This is a genomic window from Paenibacillus sp. Y412MC10 (genome assembly GCF_000024685.1).
Lineage (GTDB): Bacteria > Bacillota > Bacilli > Paenibacillales > Paenibacillaceae > Paenibacillus_AQ > Paenibacillus_AQ lautus_A.
Genome location: NC_013406.1, coordinates 3,310,442 through 3,326,240 on the forward strand (window position 1 = coordinate 3,310,442; position 15,799 = coordinate 3,326,240).

Annotated in this window: 14 protein-coding genes and 1 pseudogene; 8 read left to right on the forward strand and 7 right to left on the reverse strand. The window is 49.2% G+C overall.

What is annotated here, in order from left to right:
* From GYMC10_RS14435 to GYMC10_RS14450, 4 genes are all read left to right on the forward strand, one after another.
* Positions 1–183, forward strand: coding sequence for a hypothetical protein (locus GYMC10_RS14435; protein ID WP_015735150.1), 183 nt, complete (start codon positions 1–3; stop codon positions 181–183).
* Between the two features lie 119 nt (positions 184–302).
* Positions 303–1,385, forward strand: a complete 1,083-nt coding sequence (locus GYMC10_RS14440) for a peptidyl-prolyl cis-trans isomerase (protein WP_261979745.1) — start codon at positions 303–305, stop codon at positions 1,383–1,385.
* A gap of 233 nt (positions 1,386–1,618) precedes the next feature.
* Positions 1,619–4,648: a discoidin domain-containing protein gene (locus GYMC10_RS14445; protein WP_261979721.1), complete on the forward strand. Its 3,030-nt coding sequence runs from the start codon at positions 1,619–1,621 to the stop codon at positions 4,646–4,648.
* A gap of 251 nt (positions 4,649–4,899) precedes the next feature.
* Positions 4,900–5,895, forward strand: a complete 996-nt coding sequence (locus tag GYMC10_RS14450; RefSeq protein WP_015735153.1) for an alpha/beta hydrolase — start codon at positions 4,900–4,902, stop codon at positions 5,893–5,895.
* 85 nt (positions 5,896–5,980) lie between these two features.
* Here GYMC10_RS14450 and GYMC10_RS14455 read toward each other — a convergent pair whose 3' ends face one another.
* The 7 genes from GYMC10_RS14455 to GYMC10_RS14485 all read right to left on the reverse strand — a co-directional run bounded on the left by GYMC10_RS14455 (position 5,981) and on the right by GYMC10_RS14485 (position 11,652).
* Positions 5,981–7,036 (reverse strand): hypothetical protein, encoded by a 1,056-nt coding sequence (locus tag GYMC10_RS14455; RefSeq protein WP_186326416.1) that lies wholly within the window; start codon positions 7,034–7,036, stop codon positions 5,981–5,983.
* Positions 7,026–7,601 carry a sigma-70 family RNA polymerase sigma factor gene (locus GYMC10_RS14460; RefSeq protein ID WP_015735155.1) on the reverse strand — a complete coding sequence of 192 codons (576 nt, stop codon included), beginning with the start codon at positions 7,599–7,601 and terminating at the stop codon, positions 7,026–7,028. Before GYMC10_RS14460 ends, GYMC10_RS14455 begins: the two co-directional genes overlap by 11 nt.
* A 400-nt stretch (positions 7,602–8,001) precedes the next feature.
* A complete protein-coding gene (locus GYMC10_RS14465) occupies positions 8,002–8,184 on the reverse strand; it encodes a hypothetical protein (RefSeq protein ID WP_015735156.1) in 183 nt (60 codons plus the stop codon).
* 75 nt (positions 8,185–8,259) lie between these two features.
* The gene (gene phnE, locus GYMC10_RS14470; RefSeq protein WP_015735157.1) at positions 8,260–9,063 is read right to left on the reverse strand and encodes a phosphonate ABC transporter, permease protein PhnE; all 804 of its coding nucleotides are present in this window, start codon (positions 9,061–9,063) and stop codon (positions 8,260–8,262) included.
* Positions 9,060–9,884, reverse strand: a complete 825-nt coding sequence (phnE, locus tag GYMC10_RS14475) for a phosphonate ABC transporter, permease protein PhnE (RefSeq protein ID WP_015735158.1) — start codon at positions 9,882–9,884, stop codon at positions 9,060–9,062. The genes phnE (GYMC10_RS14470) and phnE (GYMC10_RS14475) overlap by 4 nt, the downstream gene beginning before the upstream one ends.
* Positions 9,881–10,654 (reverse strand): phosphonate ABC transporter ATP-binding protein, encoded by a 774-nt coding sequence (gene phnC, locus GYMC10_RS14480; protein ID WP_015735159.1) that lies wholly within the window; start codon positions 10,652–10,654, stop codon positions 9,881–9,883. Before phnC ends, phnE (GYMC10_RS14475) begins: the two co-directional genes overlap by 4 nt.
* Positions 10,655–10,674: 20 nt before the next feature.
* A complete protein-coding gene (locus GYMC10_RS14485; protein ID WP_041622164.1) occupies positions 10,675–11,652 on the reverse strand; it encodes a phosphate/phosphite/phosphonate ABC transporter substrate-binding protein in 978 nt (325 codons plus the stop codon).
* Positions 11,653–11,841: 189 nt separating this feature from the next.
* On the opposite strand from GYMC10_RS14485, the gene GYMC10_RS14490 reads away from it, so the two are divergent.
* The 4 genes and pseudogenes from GYMC10_RS14490 to yedF all read left to right on the forward strand — a co-directional run bounded on the left by GYMC10_RS14490 (position 11,842) and on the right by yedF (position 15,699).
* Complete coding sequence (locus tag GYMC10_RS14490) at positions 11,842–13,464, forward strand: bifunctional metallophosphatase/5'-nucleotidase (RefSeq protein WP_015735161.1); 1,623 nt, start codon at positions 11,842–11,844, stop codon at positions 13,462–13,464.
* A 134-nt stretch (positions 13,465–13,598) separates the two neighbouring features.
* On the forward strand, positions 13,599–14,099 hold the full coding sequence (locus tag GYMC10_RS14495) for a DinB family protein (protein WP_015735162.1): 501 nt from the start codon (positions 13,599–13,601) through the stop codon (positions 14,097–14,099).
* Positions 14,100–14,326: 227 nt separating this feature from the next.
* Positions 14,327–15,482 (forward strand): annotated as a pseudogene (yedE, locus tag GYMC10_RS14500) (selenium metabolism membrane protein YedE/FdhT).
* Positions 15,472–15,699 carry a sulfurtransferase-like selenium metabolism protein YedF gene (gene yedF / locus GYMC10_RS14505; RefSeq protein ID WP_015735163.1) on the forward strand — a complete coding sequence of 76 codons (228 nt, stop codon included), beginning with the start codon at positions 15,472–15,474 and terminating at the stop codon, positions 15,697–15,699. Before yedE ends, yedF begins: the two are co-directional and overlap by 11 nt.
* The last annotated feature ends 100 nt before the right edge of the window (positions 15,700–15,799 follow it).

Below are 15,799 nucleotides of genomic sequence, written 5' to 3' on the forward strand. Positions count from 1 at the left end.
ATGACGGGCTTCAACTTCACGGCAATTGAACAAGAACAAGCCGGACATGGTGTCATGATCCGGTTGCGAGCCGCATGGCTGCAAACAAGAAAACCGAATGAAGAAAGAGAAGGCGGCAGAGGAAAGAATCCTCTGCCGCTTTTTTATGCGCGGGAACAAGTAAAGAAAGTGAAAGGAATGTAAAAAAGGAGAAATTGATAGCGCTTACTTATGGAAATTATAATGAATTATACATAATTTGGAGATGCCTTGGTAGAATCGTCTTCATTAAAAATCTAATGACGAGGGTGCTGATGGGTTTGATGGTACATAAATTTTGCAGTCTGAAATGGCTGTTCATAGCCGGATTCTTCATCTTGATCGTGGTGACGATCCTTTTAATCGCAAAGCCTGCATTTACACAAACACATCATGAAGACGCTTATATCGCGACAGTTGACGGAGTAGAGATTCATGTAAGCGAATTTCAAAGAGCCATCGATGCCAATCGAGCCGGTATCATCAAGTATTTCCATGAAAAATATGATGCTGCACCGTCGGCCGCATTTTGGACTACGCCATACGGAGGTAACGAGATTCCGCTTGAGTTGATCAAAAAGAAGGCGCTCGAAGATAGCATCAATCAGAAAATTCGACAGATCCTTGCCAAAGAGCAGGAAGTGCTCCCCGATATCAGTTACGCCGGTTTTATTCAAAATTTCAACCTTGAAAACCAGAGAAGGCAACAAGCCATCAAGAATCATCAGGTAATTTTCGGTCCTGCTCAATATACGGAGGAAGCCTATTATGAATACATGATGGCGAATACGGCCTTATCGGTAAAGAACCATCTGATGGAACATGACTGGAAGCCGAGTGAACAACAGCTGATCACGTTTTACGAGGCGAATAAGAGAAGGTTGTACCATGCACCCGCAACGGTGAAGGTACGCCAATTATCGTTATCTTTTCTGGATGCCAATCGGAATGTCGATACACTTCTCAAAACGCAGGTGAAACGGAAGATTGAGAAGGCTAGGGAGAAAATCTCATCCGGTATTTCTTTTGAGCAAGCCGTAAAGGACATTAAACAAGATGACCGGGTTACGGAGGAGGTCTATAACTTGGATAGTTACAGGCACAATGTCAGAAGTCCGGTAGCCCAAGCTTCGGCTGACCTTCTTCCAGGGGAGGTAAGCGAAATTATTGAAGAGAACGGTCGCTTCTATCTCATGCAGTGCATGGAGAAAGATCAGTTAGGTTCCAAGTATCTGGCATTTGACGGTATAAGAGAACAAGTGTTAAAGGACTATATCGATAACCAATATGAGCAGTACGTACGTGAACGGTTAACCGATGCGAAGGTTGTATTGAATGAGGAGTTGTACAGAAATTTCCTGATGTAATCGCCGATTTGGCATTACATATATAACAATGAAAGGAATGAAGAGGATTGAGCCAATCGTTTTTCAAAAAGCTTATCTGTATGGTTTCGATTTTTTCTTTCGTTTGCAATTGGGTTACCGTTTCACCGTCGACCGCTTTAGCTGCGGGAACCACTTATTATGTGGACAGCACAGGGGGAGATGATGGGAATAACGGCACAAGTCAAGACTCTGCATGGAGATCGTTGGATAAAGTGAACGCGACTACCTTTGCCCCAGGCGACAAAATCTTGTTCAAAGCCGGGGAGAGTTGGAACGGCAGACTGTGGCCTAAAGGTTCAGGTTCAAGCGGAAATCCGATCATTATCGATATGTACGGTTCCGGAAGCAAACCATTAATCGCAGGAATTACGTCCGAACTGGAAGCCGTATTTTTGAAAAACCAGGAGTACTGGGAAATCAACAACCTGGAGGTAACAAACAGCTCGCCGCTGCCTTTTGATCGAGATTGGGAGAATCCGCGGGGTCAAAGGCGCGGTGTTTATATCTTGAATGAGGAAGCTGGTTTATTGAATCACATCTATATCAAAAACATGAACATCCATGATGTCGATGGATCGTATACCACGCGCTCCGGGGGGATTATTTTCGATTCGGTTGGGTCGATGACACCCAGCGCTTTTAACGATGTTCTCATTGACGGAAATATACTGACGGACGTGGATGCCTATGGCATTTACATTGGCTCCAATTGTATCTTGCGCTACGGAATGGGCGATTTATGGCCTTGGGTGCCTAAACCATACGGGCCCTGGACGCCGTCTACCCAAGTGAAAATATCCAATAATACGGTCATCAGAGCAGCAACAGGCGGCATCGCGTGGAATGTCACCGATGGAGCGGTAGTCGAGCGCAACACCGTCCAACAAGCTACGTATTTGGCAACCAATGCTTCCATTTGGTGGGCGTATGCGGACAATAATCTCGTTCAATTCAACGAATCGTTTGCCAGTGTGAACGGCGCGGAAGACGGGCATGGCTTCGACGTGGATGCAGGAAACATCAATTCGTTGGTTCAGTACAATTACAGTCATGATAACGCTGGCGGCTTTATGCTGTTCGTAAACGACACGTACTACACCATCAATACCATCGTTAGATACAACATTAGCCAAAACGACAGAAAAAGCATATTCCGATACAGCGGTTCCATTGATAACGTCTATAACTACAATAATACGATATACGTAGGAAAATCATCCGGCAACCCGGTCATGAGCGATTACTTCACCAAGGCTTCGGGTGCTCCGCGCAACATTTATAACTATAATAATGTGTACTACAGCGTCGGCGATAAGGGATGGGACTTGACGGGCCAAACGTTTGACTACAACGCATATTACGGAGGAAACACACTGGTGCAGGCCGATGCCCATAAGATAACGGACGATCCAAGATTCGTTGATCCCGGTAGCGGCGGGAATGGCATGGATACAGTACATGGGTACCAATTGCAAGCGAATTCGCCACTCATTGGAGCAGGCATTCGTGTAAGCGATAACGGAGGGCGGGATTATTTCGGTAACCCGATATATCATGGCGCTCCCGATATCGGTGCCCACGAATACGAGGGCAGTGTGCCACCAGCCGGGAACATGCCTGATCCGATCGTCATCATTCCGAAACGGCCAGCCAGCACACCTGTTGACAATCTGGCTACGCAGGCAGCTGCTAGTACGACATTTGAATCGTCCTCTTCAGGTCCGATCGAACATATCATCGATAATGAATACGACACGGCATGGGAAACCGGCATAACGCCTACATTTCCGAACGATATCACGCTCGATTTCGGCGAGCATACGCTGATCGCCAACCAATTGAAGTTAAATACTAGATACGGGCAAGAATGGGGAATCACGAACTTTGATCTTGAATACAGCAATGGTTCGGGGTGGATTCCCCTGCGCACAAATATAAATCTGACTTGGGATCGGAACACGGGGGCAAACGAGGTCAAATCCGTGGAATTTCCACTTACTCGATTCTCTAAAATCAGATTGAAGGTCCATGACGGTGCTAACCAACCGGGGCGAATCGCACTGAACGAGCTTGAATTGTATAACAATCCCGAACTGTCCAAAGATATGGTCACCACAACCTTTGCTACGGGGGCAGGCACCATTACCAGCATCATCGACAACAATTTGAACTCTGCATGGGGAAGTACCGGTGATATTGCCTTCCCAGGTTATATTACCCTTGACTACGGCAATCATAGCGTACCGGTCAACAAGGTTACGTTAGTTACGTTTTTTGGAATCGGCCAAGGCATCACTAATTTTGACGTGGAGTATTTCGACGGTAGCCGATGGATAACGGCTTTATCTGACGCATCGATCGAATGGGAGTTTAATGACAGCACCAAAGAGCGCCAGAGCGTTTCTTTTCCAACGGTAAACGCCAATAAACTTCGATTAAAGGTGAATGACGGGAATCGGATATGGGGAAACATTGCATTAAATGAACTCATTGTTGAGCATACCTCTAATATCGTCCCCGTTACCGGAATTACGTTGGACAAACCGGAGCTCGTGTTTAATTCCTCTTCCGGCCGGAGCGTAGGACTCCAAGCAACGGTTTTGCCGGATCATGCAACCAATAAGAATGTGACATGGAGCACGAATCAAGACCAGGTGGCAACGGTAGACGATCATGGCATCGTGACTGCAGAAGGGGAAGGAAGGGCTGTCATCACGGCCACGGCGGACGACGGTGATTTTCAAGCCTCCAGCCATATTACGGTGGATTGGACGGCTCCGGAGATTACGATAAACCAAGTCGCATCCTCCGAATTCAACACGGGTGTGTTTCAACCCGAATTTGAAATGGCAGACACGCTGTCAGGTATCGACCAAGCAAAAACCGAAGTCATGTTGGATGGGAAGGTCATAACGGATCTAATGGATATTCCTTTATACAAATTTGAGCTGGGTACACATACATTTACGATAAAGGCTGTGGACTTAGCAGGGAATACATCTACACAATCCGTAGACTTTCAAGTGAAAACAAGTTATGCCTCTCTTGAGGAACTGGTTCAACGTTTCGCAGACGAGGGAACAATCAACAACAAAGGGATTGCTAACAGTCTGCTGAAAAAATTGCAAAAACAAAACCTGAGCAGTTTCATTTCAGAAGTCCATGCACAAAAAGGGAAGTTTATCTCCACCGAGACAGCGGAATATTTGATACGTGATGCAGCAACGCTCCGTAATCCATAGCAGATTATTTATTCGCCGTCATCCATGCCAATATAATGCTGGCTGACTCATTAGATTGATAACCTAAAACTCCATTATTCTTATAGCTACGGCTCATGCGCAAACTTCCTTGCATGTGAGACCGTAGTTTTTTTGCCAGTTCATACTCCGTTCATATTGTCGTTACGGGGAGTACATCTTCATTGGTTAAGATTTCATTAGCGGCACATGGAGGAAGCCTAACCAACCGATCAGGACAGGAGAAGATGAGCGTGACACAAACTGAGAAAATGAATACGAGGAACGGGACGAAATCAAAGAAAGCACGAAGTATATTGCTAAAAATCATTGGAGCAATCGTTATTGCCATCATTCTTTTTCTGGGCATTGTTTATATCAGCAATGTGATCAGCAGCCATTCCGAAGCGAAGCGAATAGAGCCCTATGGCCAACAGGTATCTGTCGATGGCAAAAATATGAATGTATATATTCAAGGAGAAGGCGAAGAAACGATTGTACTCCTTCCAGGTGCCGGAACAGCAGCACCCGCTCTTGATTTTAAGCTGCTGATCGATGAATTATCTCCATTTTATAGAGTTGTTGCCGTTGAGCCTTTTGGTTATGGCTTAAGTGATGGAACCGATAAAGAACGAACCACGGAGAACATCGTAAGTGAAGTCCATGAAGCGCTGCAGCAGCTTAATATTACCCGTTATACGCTCATGGGCCATTCCATTGCAGGTATTTACGGAATTGATTATGTGAGCAAATATCCAAACGAGGTGACCGCATTTGTCGGCATCGATAGCAGTGTTCCGACACAACCAGGCATGGACGTTAAATTCCCAATAAAAAAGTTTGCGTTTCTTAAACAATCAGGTCTTATGCGATTGATGATGAAGCTCGGTCCCGATCCCTATGCTGCTCTGGCATTTGATGACCATACCAAAGAACAAATGAGATTGATTACGAATAAAAACGCGTTAACCGCCACGATTTTTAACGAGATGGAGCATATTCCTTCTAATTTTAAAGGGGCTCAGGATTTAACCTTCCCTAAAGATCTTCCGCTTCTTCTCTTTGTACAAGCGGATAATCCAGACTTTCCAACCTGGATTCCATTGCATGAAGAGCAGGTAAAGGATTCTGACTACGGAAAAGTAATACCCCTTGAAGGAGAGCATTATTTGCATCATACCAAGTACAAAAACATTGCAGAAACCTTTAGCGAATTTATCGAAGAAGTAAAGGGGGGGCCCACCCTTTAACGAAAATGTATGTATAGAATGTATTCAAATGAAAAAGCCGGGTTTTCCTTCATGAAGGAATCCGGCTTTTTGTTTGATCAATAAGTTATTTCTTTGAAGGCGTTACCGTTTTGTATTCGATAACTTGCAATACTTTCGGTTCAATAGCTTTTAACATTTGATCATTTGAAAGGTTGTTGGCAGGAAGTTCGCCATTCGCTTCACTTTGGATTTGTAAATCAACCTGTGATTGTGCAATGACATCCACAACCTGCTGCTTCGAGACATTTTTGGATGCTGCAATCTCCACTACGGATTTACCTTTAGCTAATTCTTGCTTTAGTTCAATCGGGCTCATGTTTAGTAAGGAAAAAAGTTTGTCGTCATTCAAAAAGGCATCTGCAAAATAATCAGGCTTGCCATTCGTAGTGAAGAAACCTTGTACTTTATTGTCTGAGGACGACGTTTCACCTCCAATCAGCGAAAGACTGATGGAATGGTCCTGAACCAGGACCTGGTAGAAGGGGGCTGTTGATCCCTTTTGGATGTAATTCAGCATCAACGTTTTCTGATCCGGGTTCTCCATTGGCTCCATAGCAAACTCGTACGCTTCGATGCTGCCGTATAATGCAATGATCAGATGATCGACCTTCGACTTGATTTCCTGTTCGGTTAAAGCCGTCAGCGGCTTCTCCTTAGGCTCCCAATTCTCTTGAATCACGTGTTCGATCTCACCCGTTATACTGTTGGTATGAAGGGTAATCTTTTTGCCGGTTCCTCCTTTTTCCTGAAGGATGATGCTGGTTTGGACACCTTGAACGGTGCTTGCATCGATGATCTCAAACTTTTTGGTTTCGGGAAATGCGCGGTACAGCTTCTCAAGGGTAGCTTTGCCAATCTCATCCGTCTTGACTTGTTCAGCCGTCATCGGCGTTCTGGTCAGCATATCAATCAGGGTAGGTGCAGCAAATGCTGCGGTTGGAATCAAAATCGCCGTTGCTATTATTCCAGCTATAAAACGTTTTTTCATGGTTTTTCCGCTCCTTTGTCTTTGCAAATATTGTGTATAGGATTGCTCGATTCGGTTGCTAATGGCTTGAGGGCAATCCATCGTTTCTGCTTCTTTGCGCAGATGCTCTCGGATTTTGCGTTCAATAGTCATTGATCTTTTCCATCCTTTCCGGGGGGAGATTCCATATGTTTTTTCGAAGCGCCTGGATGCCCGCATGATATCTGGACTTGACGGTACCCAGCGGAATATCGAGTAGGGTCGCAATCTCCTCCAGCGTATAGTCGTGAAAAAAGCGGAGGATAATGACCGTTCGCTGTTTATCCGTCAGTTTGTGGATGGCCTGCGATATCATTTGGTTCGTCCCGTCCATTAACACCGAAGGTTGATCCCAATGCGACTCTTCCCGGGCGAAGTCACGAATGCGCTCGAAAATTCGGAATCTCCGCCAGCGCTTGACTCGAAATCTTTGCACTTGACGGATGACGAGGCCATGCAGCCAGAAATGGAAAGGTCGGTTCGTATCGTAATTGGCCAGCGACGTCCACATTTGCATATAAATCTCATTCATGACATCTTCCCGGTCCTGCGCATGATCCACCAGAAAGGAAACGGTCCGGTAGACGTCCTGATAGGTGGCATCATACATCGCATGAAATGCCTGTTGATCACCGTCTTTCATTTGTTTGAGTAATTGGAACATATATTCACTTTGCATTCAGAGGGCCCTCCTGGGTATGCAGCTTACACCCTATATTGTCTCTCTATCGAAAAAAGGTTCGGGTTCTTGATTATTTTTTCTTAAACGTACGCTACGTTACTTTGAGTTTCAAAGGCGATGTAAGGTGGAGGAATTAACATTGGTTGATAAAATGATGACTCGGCAGTCTCTATTATAGAAGCGCTGGATATGAATTTACTATGGAATACGTGGAAAAGTAGACGGTACTCGATTTGTGGGTCAACAAGTAATAACTTAAAAACCTCGTATCCTTCACGGATACGAGGTTTTTTAATCATGGAGGGGATATGAAGATCCATGCCAATCAAAATCAATGGTGTGACATTGTTATTGGCAAGATCATAACAGTTCTCGAATATAAGAGGGAGGTTGCACGTTAATGGTGAATGTCGCACTTGTTCATGATGAAGGAGATTTGATTCTCCAATCGGTTCAATCGTTCCTGCGTTTCCGAGTCTCCAGTGCCTTGTCCTCGCAACGCAGCAAGCTCTTGCTTAAGTTGATGGAGATCGTCGCCGGCTTTGGAGCAGTCGTAGTCGCTTTCCAAGTTTTCGAGCATTAGGGTTCCTCCTAGGTTCAAATATGTTGTTCTTCCCTAGTATGGAGGATGCTTCCAAAGTTATTCACGGTTTGGTTATACCAGCTTTTTCCGGAGCGATCCCGAAATGAAATCGACCACGGTGATCATCACGATGATGCCGAGCAAAATGATGCCGACGCGGTCCCAGTTCCGTGAGCTCAGCGCAAAAATGAGCGGTGTGCCGATGCCGCCTGCACCGATGACCCCGAGGATGGTGGCGGAGCGAAGGTTAATCTCGAAACGGTAAAGGATATACGAGAGAAAACCCGGAAGCACCTGCGGCAGTACGGCGAATCGCACCATTTGGAGCCGCGTCGCCCCCGCGGCGATCAGTGCCTCGGTCGGACCCGTATCAATCTGCTCCACCTCTTCGGAGAACAGCTTGCCTAGCATGCCGACGGAATGCAGGCCTAATGCGAGTACGCCGGCAAAAGATCCGGGCCCGACCGCCTTGATAAACAGCAGCGCCATCACGATTTCGGGAAAAACGCGGATTAAGCTGAGCAGCGTTTTGCCGGAGCCGGAAGCGAATACCGTCCGGCTCATGTTAGCTGCGGCCCAGAAAGCGAACGGGATGCAGATAAAAGCCGAGATGACCGTCCCCAATATGGAAATGGCCAGCGTATCGAGCAAGCCCCGAAGCAGATCTTCTCCGCCTGGCAGGTAGACAAAATCCCAATCCGGCGAAAACAAACCGGAGAATATGGCCTTCGTCACCTGCCCGGCGGTCTCCTTGACTCCGGAGAACGGAATGCCCGCGAAGGCCCCGATATAAACAACGGCAAGCAGGGCGTAGATCAGCCAGCGAAGGCGGCTTTTTTTCGGTTGGGGAACGACGTCGTTCCATGATTTGCTCATATCCATTTCTCCCGCAATTTCGTACTAAGGTAATCGATCATCAGAACCACGATCAGGGTGAAGATGATGATCATGCATGTTTTGTCATATTCGAAGAAGCCGAGCGTCACTTCATAATAATGACCGATGCCGCCGGCCCCCACCAAACCGAGTACGGCAGCGGCCCGAACGTTGATTTCGAACGTGTACAAGGTGAAGGAAGCGAAATGCGCCCGAATTTGCGGGACGACGCCATACACGATCAACTGTGCCAGATTTGCACCGACTGCAGTCATGGCCTCCAGAGGACCGGGATCTATCGCTTCCAGCGCTTCATAGGTGAGCTTCGCGATCAAACCCAGCGAAAAGACGGATAGGGCAAAGATCCCCGGCAGTGGACCGAGTCCCAGTATCGCGACAAAAAAAGCGGCGAGCAGCAGGTCCGGAATCGTACGGACCAAGTTCAGCAAAAAGCGGACCGGATAAGTGATCCAGCGGCTCTTGATCAGATTGCCTGCACATAGGAGCGCCACTGGAACCGCCAAAAAGGCGCCAAGCGTGGTCCCGATCAGCGCCATGCGTATCGTCTCCAGCATCGCCTGCCAGATGTTGTCGAGATAGCTCCATCTCGGCGGGAACATTTCCCGCAGCAGGTCGAGCATGTTCGGCAGACCTTCCACAAGCTCCTTGAAGGTAGCATCCGTCTGAAGCGAACTGCTCCATACCAGAATCAGCAGGAAAGCCGCCGTTAAGTAATGCTTTAGTTTGCCCGGCGGTTTCGGGCGGAGCAGGGGAGACTGCCCCGGTTGCTCGAATGGGGCCGTGTCGAGTTCCATCTTCATACCGCCGTTTCCTCCCATATTCCATCCTTGCCGAATGGCCGTCCGTATATTTCCGTAAATCGCTCGTCCGTCGCGTCCGACACGGGTCCGTCAAAAACAATCTCTCCGGCGCGCATTCCGATAATCCTCGTAGCGTACTGCCTGGCCAAATCGATCGAATGAAGATTCACGATGGTCGTAATATCGGATTCCGCGTTAATCCGTTTCAGATCATCCATGACCTGCTTTGTGGTCAAAGGATCCAGGGAAGCCACCGGCTCGTCCGCCAGAATGATCTTGGCCTCCTGCGCCAGCACGCGGGCGATGGCGACCCGCTGCTGCTGTCCGCCGGACAGCTCGTCCGCGCGGGCATACGCCTTTTGGACAATGCCTACCCGATCCAGCGCCTGAAAGGCCAAGTCCATATCGGGCTTGGGAAAACGGCCCAATAGGGTGCGCAGGGTGGAATGGTAGCCGACGCGTCCGGCCAGCACATTGCGAAGCACGGAAGAGCGCTTCACCAGGTTGAAGCTCTGAAAGATCATCCCGATATCCCGGCGGATGCGGCGCAGTTCTTTGCCCCTGGCCGATGTAATCGATTGGCCGCCGATCACGATTTCTCCCTCGGTAATGTCATGAAGCCGATTCATCGACCGCAGCAGGGTCGACTTACCGGCACCGGACAACCCGACGATCGCCACGAACTCGCCGCGGCCGATCGTCAGATTTATATGATGTAATCCCTTGGTTCCATTAGCGTATGTTTTTGAAACATTGCGAATTTCAATCATGGCCTTCAGTCCCTTATCTTTTACTCGGTCTTTACCTTTTCGCCATATTCCCGGACAATCTCAAATTGAGTGTCGTCCGATTTGACATAACCTTCATGCGTATAAATTTCGGAAATGATTTTGTGGCCTTCCTCGTCTTGGCCGATCTCGATAAACGCGTTTTGCAGCTTCTCCACCCATTCCGGGTTCATATCGGAACGCACGCTGATCGTATCGTTCGGAATCTTCTCGGTATAGGTCAGAACGCGCGTATCTTCAAACACGGTCGGGTAATCCCCCTTGACGACATTGCGGGCATCCTGGAAGATGGCTGCCGCATCGACATCGCCGTTCAGCACGGCAAGGACTGCCTGGTCATGACCTTTGACCGTAACCGGCTGGACATCCTTCAGCGGATCTATTCCGTTATCCATCAAGACCGCAGCCGGCCATACATAGCCGGCAGAAGACGAGACGTTCTGGTAGGCGATTTTCTTTCCCTTCAGATCAGCCACGGATTGGATGGCAGCGTCTTTTTTCACGATCAGCATCGCCTTATAAAAATCAACAAGCTCTTCCGTCGGTTCGCCGGTTTCATCCTTGACGCCGAAACGCTGGGCCTGAAGAATGACTTCGGAAGCGCCTTTCTCCTTGGCTAATACATAGGCGGTGGGCGGCAGGAAGCCGACGTCCACTTTCTTGGATGCCATTGCTTCTACGATGGTGTTATAGTCGGTCGATACGCTGACCTCTACCGGGATGCCGACTTTATCGGACAACAGCTTCTCTAGCGGTTTAGCTTTGGCCTCAAGCGTGTCCGCATTCTGGGAAGGGACGAATTGCACCGTCAGTTTTTCCGGGACGTATCCGGTCGGTTCCGTCGCTGGGCTGCTGTCCGCATTCGTGCCTTGCGATTTCTCCTGGCTCGCGTTGGCAGCGGCTTTGCCGCTAGTGTCGGCATTCCCTCCGCATCCGCTGAGGACAGCGACGGATAAGAGCAGGGGCATCGTGAATTTCATCCATTTTTTCAAAGCAATGACCTCCGTTTTTTAGATAACGTATTTTGTCTTACCTGCTTCACTATAAGGACGGAGTGTTAATGGTCTGTCAATAATTTGATAACTCTTTGTAAAGTTTTGGAATTTTAATATAAAGCTGCATCACGGTTGATAGAATAGCAAGGAGAAGGTAAGAACAGGAGGGATGGCATGAAATCGACGATCACAAGAACGATCGCCGTGCTGGCTACTAGCGACCTGCATGGGCATCTGTATCCAACCGATTACCGAACCTGGGACGAACGGGATATCGGACTCGGCAAGCTGGCGTCCCTGATCCATGATGAACGGCGCAGACATCCGGACTTGCTGCTGATTGACAACGGAGATGTAATTCAGGGATCCCCGCTGGCTGCCTATGCATTGAAAAACAATGCCGAAATACACCCCATGATTGCGGCTATGAATGGACTTGGTTATGATGCGGCGGTGCTGGGAAACCACGAATTCAATTATGGTATGGGGACCGTGGACAACGTCGTGCGAAGTTCCGTGTTCCCTTGGCTGTCAGCAGGCATCCGGCTGCAGGGCAGCAAGAAGCCGGCTTTCGGACAGCCTTACCTGATCAAGGATCTGAACGGCATCAAGGTTGCGGTTCTAGGCGTGACGACGCACTATATTCCGAAATGGGAGAACCCGTTTCATATTCAGGGTCTTGAATTCCATGATGCATTGGAAACCGTCAAGGAATGGGTGCCGCGCATCCGAAGGGAAGAGCGGCCCGATGTGATGGTTGTGGCATACCACGGCGGATTCGAGCGTGATATGGTGACGGGGGAGCCGACGGAAAATCTGACGGGAGAAAATCAGGCCTATGCGATGTGTGCTGAGGTAGAGGGCATCGATGTGCTGATCACCGGGCACCAGCATCGCCTGCTGGATACGTTTTTGCATGGGGTGGCGGTCGTTCAGCCCGGCTGCAACGGCCAGGCTATCGGGAAGATCAGCGTTGATCTCGTTCGGGAACAAGAACGCTGGGTCATCGTGGAGAAACGAGCCGAGCTGCTGCGACCGGAGCACGGGACGGCGGCCGATAAGAACGTGCTTTCTTCCAGCGGGGACCTCGAAGACCGGACTCAGGCATGGCTCAACGAAACGATTGGACGCGTTCACGGCAATATGAGCCTGAGCGATCCGGCAGCCTGCCGGCTTGCAGAGCATCCTTTTATCGAGTTCATTCATCGCGTGCAGCTTGAATTCGCGGGGGTTAACGTTTCCTGCGCGGCTTTACTAAGCGAATCTTCCAAGGGCTTCGGAGAGATCATTACGAGGCGGGATATCCTTACGAACTTCATGTTTCCGAATACCTTGGTCGTGCTGCGCCTGACCGGTAAAGACATCCGGGCCGCGCTGGAGCAGACGGCCTGCTATTTCGTGGTCGGCCCGAACGGGAGCCCTGCCGTAAATCCGGCATATTTGGAGCCGAAACCCCAGCATTATAACTATGACATGTGGGAAGGCATTGAATATACGCTAAACATTGCAGAGCCCCCGGGATCCAGGGTGATCAAGCTGAAACACAACGGAGTGGATCTCCCGGACGAGAAGGAGCTGGATGTGGTTATGAACAACTACCGGGCTAGCGGAGGAGGAGACTACGTCATGTTCCGGGGTAAGAGAGTGATTCGCGAGATTCTCATCGATACCGCAGAGTTAGTGGAGGAGTATATATCGGGACGTGGGTTCATAAAGGCTTCATGCAATCACAATTGGAAAGTGGTCGTCGAAGCCAATGCCCCGCTTCCAAAGATCGCAAATAAAATCTTGTATTGATGACAATACTTGTCACTATTAGCGATTATGATTGGATTGAGCACGTCATCGCGCTTCCTCTCTCGGGGGAAGGGAACGTGTAGCCGATTTTACCAATCAGAGAACGAGTTTCTCAAGGAGGATGGGGTTATATCATGTATAGAACCGTTGCCGATTTCATTACGGAATGGAAGAAGGAAGCCGATTTAACGCAGAGGATTCTAGACAGTTTGACGGATGAATCATTGCAGCAGCAAGTATATCCCGAAGGGCGGACGCTCGGAAGGATTGCATGGCACTTCGTAACGAATATTCCTGAATATTTGTCTGAATTTGGCCTTGTCATTGAGCAGATAACAAATTCAGCAGAAGTACCCGCGGCGAAGCAAATCGCGGAGACGTTTAAGCTTCTAAGTTCTGACGCAGCGAAAGCAGTTGAAGAACAATGGACGGATGAGACGTTAACGCAGGTTCAGAATGCTTTCGGTCGTCAGGAATCCAATGCTACCATCTTCATGGGATTGATCAAGCATATTGTCCACCATCGAGGACAGGTTACCGTTCTCATGCGACAAGCGGGATTGAATATCCCGGCGGTATATGGTCCTTCAAAGGAAGGGTGGATACAAATGGGAGTGGAACACCCGCCGCTGTGAACGTGAACGAGTTTGTAAAACTCGCCATTTGCAAGCAAATGAAGTCGCGAAATTCGCGGCTTTTTTTGTTGAATCTTTCCCTCACGCAGCGTGGATTTTGTAGTAAAATGAAATTTGTGGGTTTTATGATAGATCAGGATCGTGAATTTTGGGTAGAGGAGTTATTGAGCAAGGTGAAAAAATTATATTCAACATGGTTCGGGAACTACTGGAGCCCCTATCTGGTAATGGCTCTGGCCGGTATTCTCAGCGCAGTCTATTTCGGAATCACCCATACGGTTTGGGCCGTAACCGGTGAGTTCACCCGTCTGGGCGGGCATCTTCTGGAATTCGTGGGGGTGGATGTTTCCGGCTGGGCGTACTTCGACCTCGTCCATATGAACGGCACGACCTGGACGCGGACCGACGGCTGGATTGTATGGGGGCATGTTTATCGGAGCCCTGATTACGATTCTGCTAAGCGGTAATTTCAAGATCCGCATGCCGAGACAGAAGCGGCGGTATGTACAGGGGTTTGCCGGAGGCATTATCGCGGGTTTCGGAGCCCGACTGGCCCTGGGCTGCAACCTCGCGGCCTTTTTTACCGGTGTGCCTCAGTTCTCGCTCCATGCCTGGATCTTCATCGTGGCTACGGGGGCAGGCACTTTCCTTGGCGCCAAGCTGGTCAACACAAGATGGTGGAAAGGCAAGCCCGTGCTGAAAAAGGGAGGCAGCCTGCCGAGCGTTAAACAGGGTAAAAACCGGCAACCGCTCTTTGGGGTTGTACTCGGTCTGGCTTACCTCGCGCTGATTGTCTGCTTCTATGCAACGGGCCGAACCATGCTAGGTACCGCTGCCCTGTTCGGAGCGGCATTCGGCATCCTGATTGAACGAGGGCAGATCTGTTTCACTTCCGCATTTCGTGATCTGTGGATCAGCGGCCGGGCCACGATGACCAAAGCGATTACTCTGGGCATGGCCGTCAGTTCCGTCGCTACGCTGGCCATTATTCTTATGTACGGATTAGAGCCGATTACGAAAATTGCCGCTCCCAGCACCTTGATCGGCGGACTCCTGTTCGGTCTGGGCATCGTCATGGCCGGCGGCTGTGAAACCGGCATGATGTACCGTTTGATGGAAGGACAGGTTGTCTTCTTGCCTGTGTTTGTCGGGAACATTGTAGGAGCTACCGCATTAGCATACACCTGGGATCACATGGGGGTATACAAACTGCTTGTGAAGAGCGGCTCGCCTGTCAACCTGATCACCGCCATGGGTCCGGCGGCTGCATTAATGGTTACACTGCTCGTACTCGGGGTTGGATTCGCTGTCGCCGCGTACTGGCAAAAAAACTACCGCTTCGGCGTAGGATTCAAGAAAGGGGATGCAACCCATGTCCGTTGATTTTACACTGGATCTCCGGGGGGAATCTTGTCCTTACCCGGTCATCTATACACTCGAAACGCTGCGTGATATGAAAAAAGGACAAACGCTTCAGGTCATTTCGGACTGTCCGTCCGCGTTTCGGAACGTGCCGGAGGAAGTCGTCAAGCACGGCTACACCATGGCACAGGAACCGGTCAAAAACGGCCAGGAGTTCAGCCTGTTCATTCAGGCGTAACAGGATCATCATATTTGCAGAAAAGTCCCCTTGTGAAAGGGGGCTTTTTCGCGTGAATGGGGGTCTGGGGATTCGTCACCTCCGTTGTCAACATCGTTGC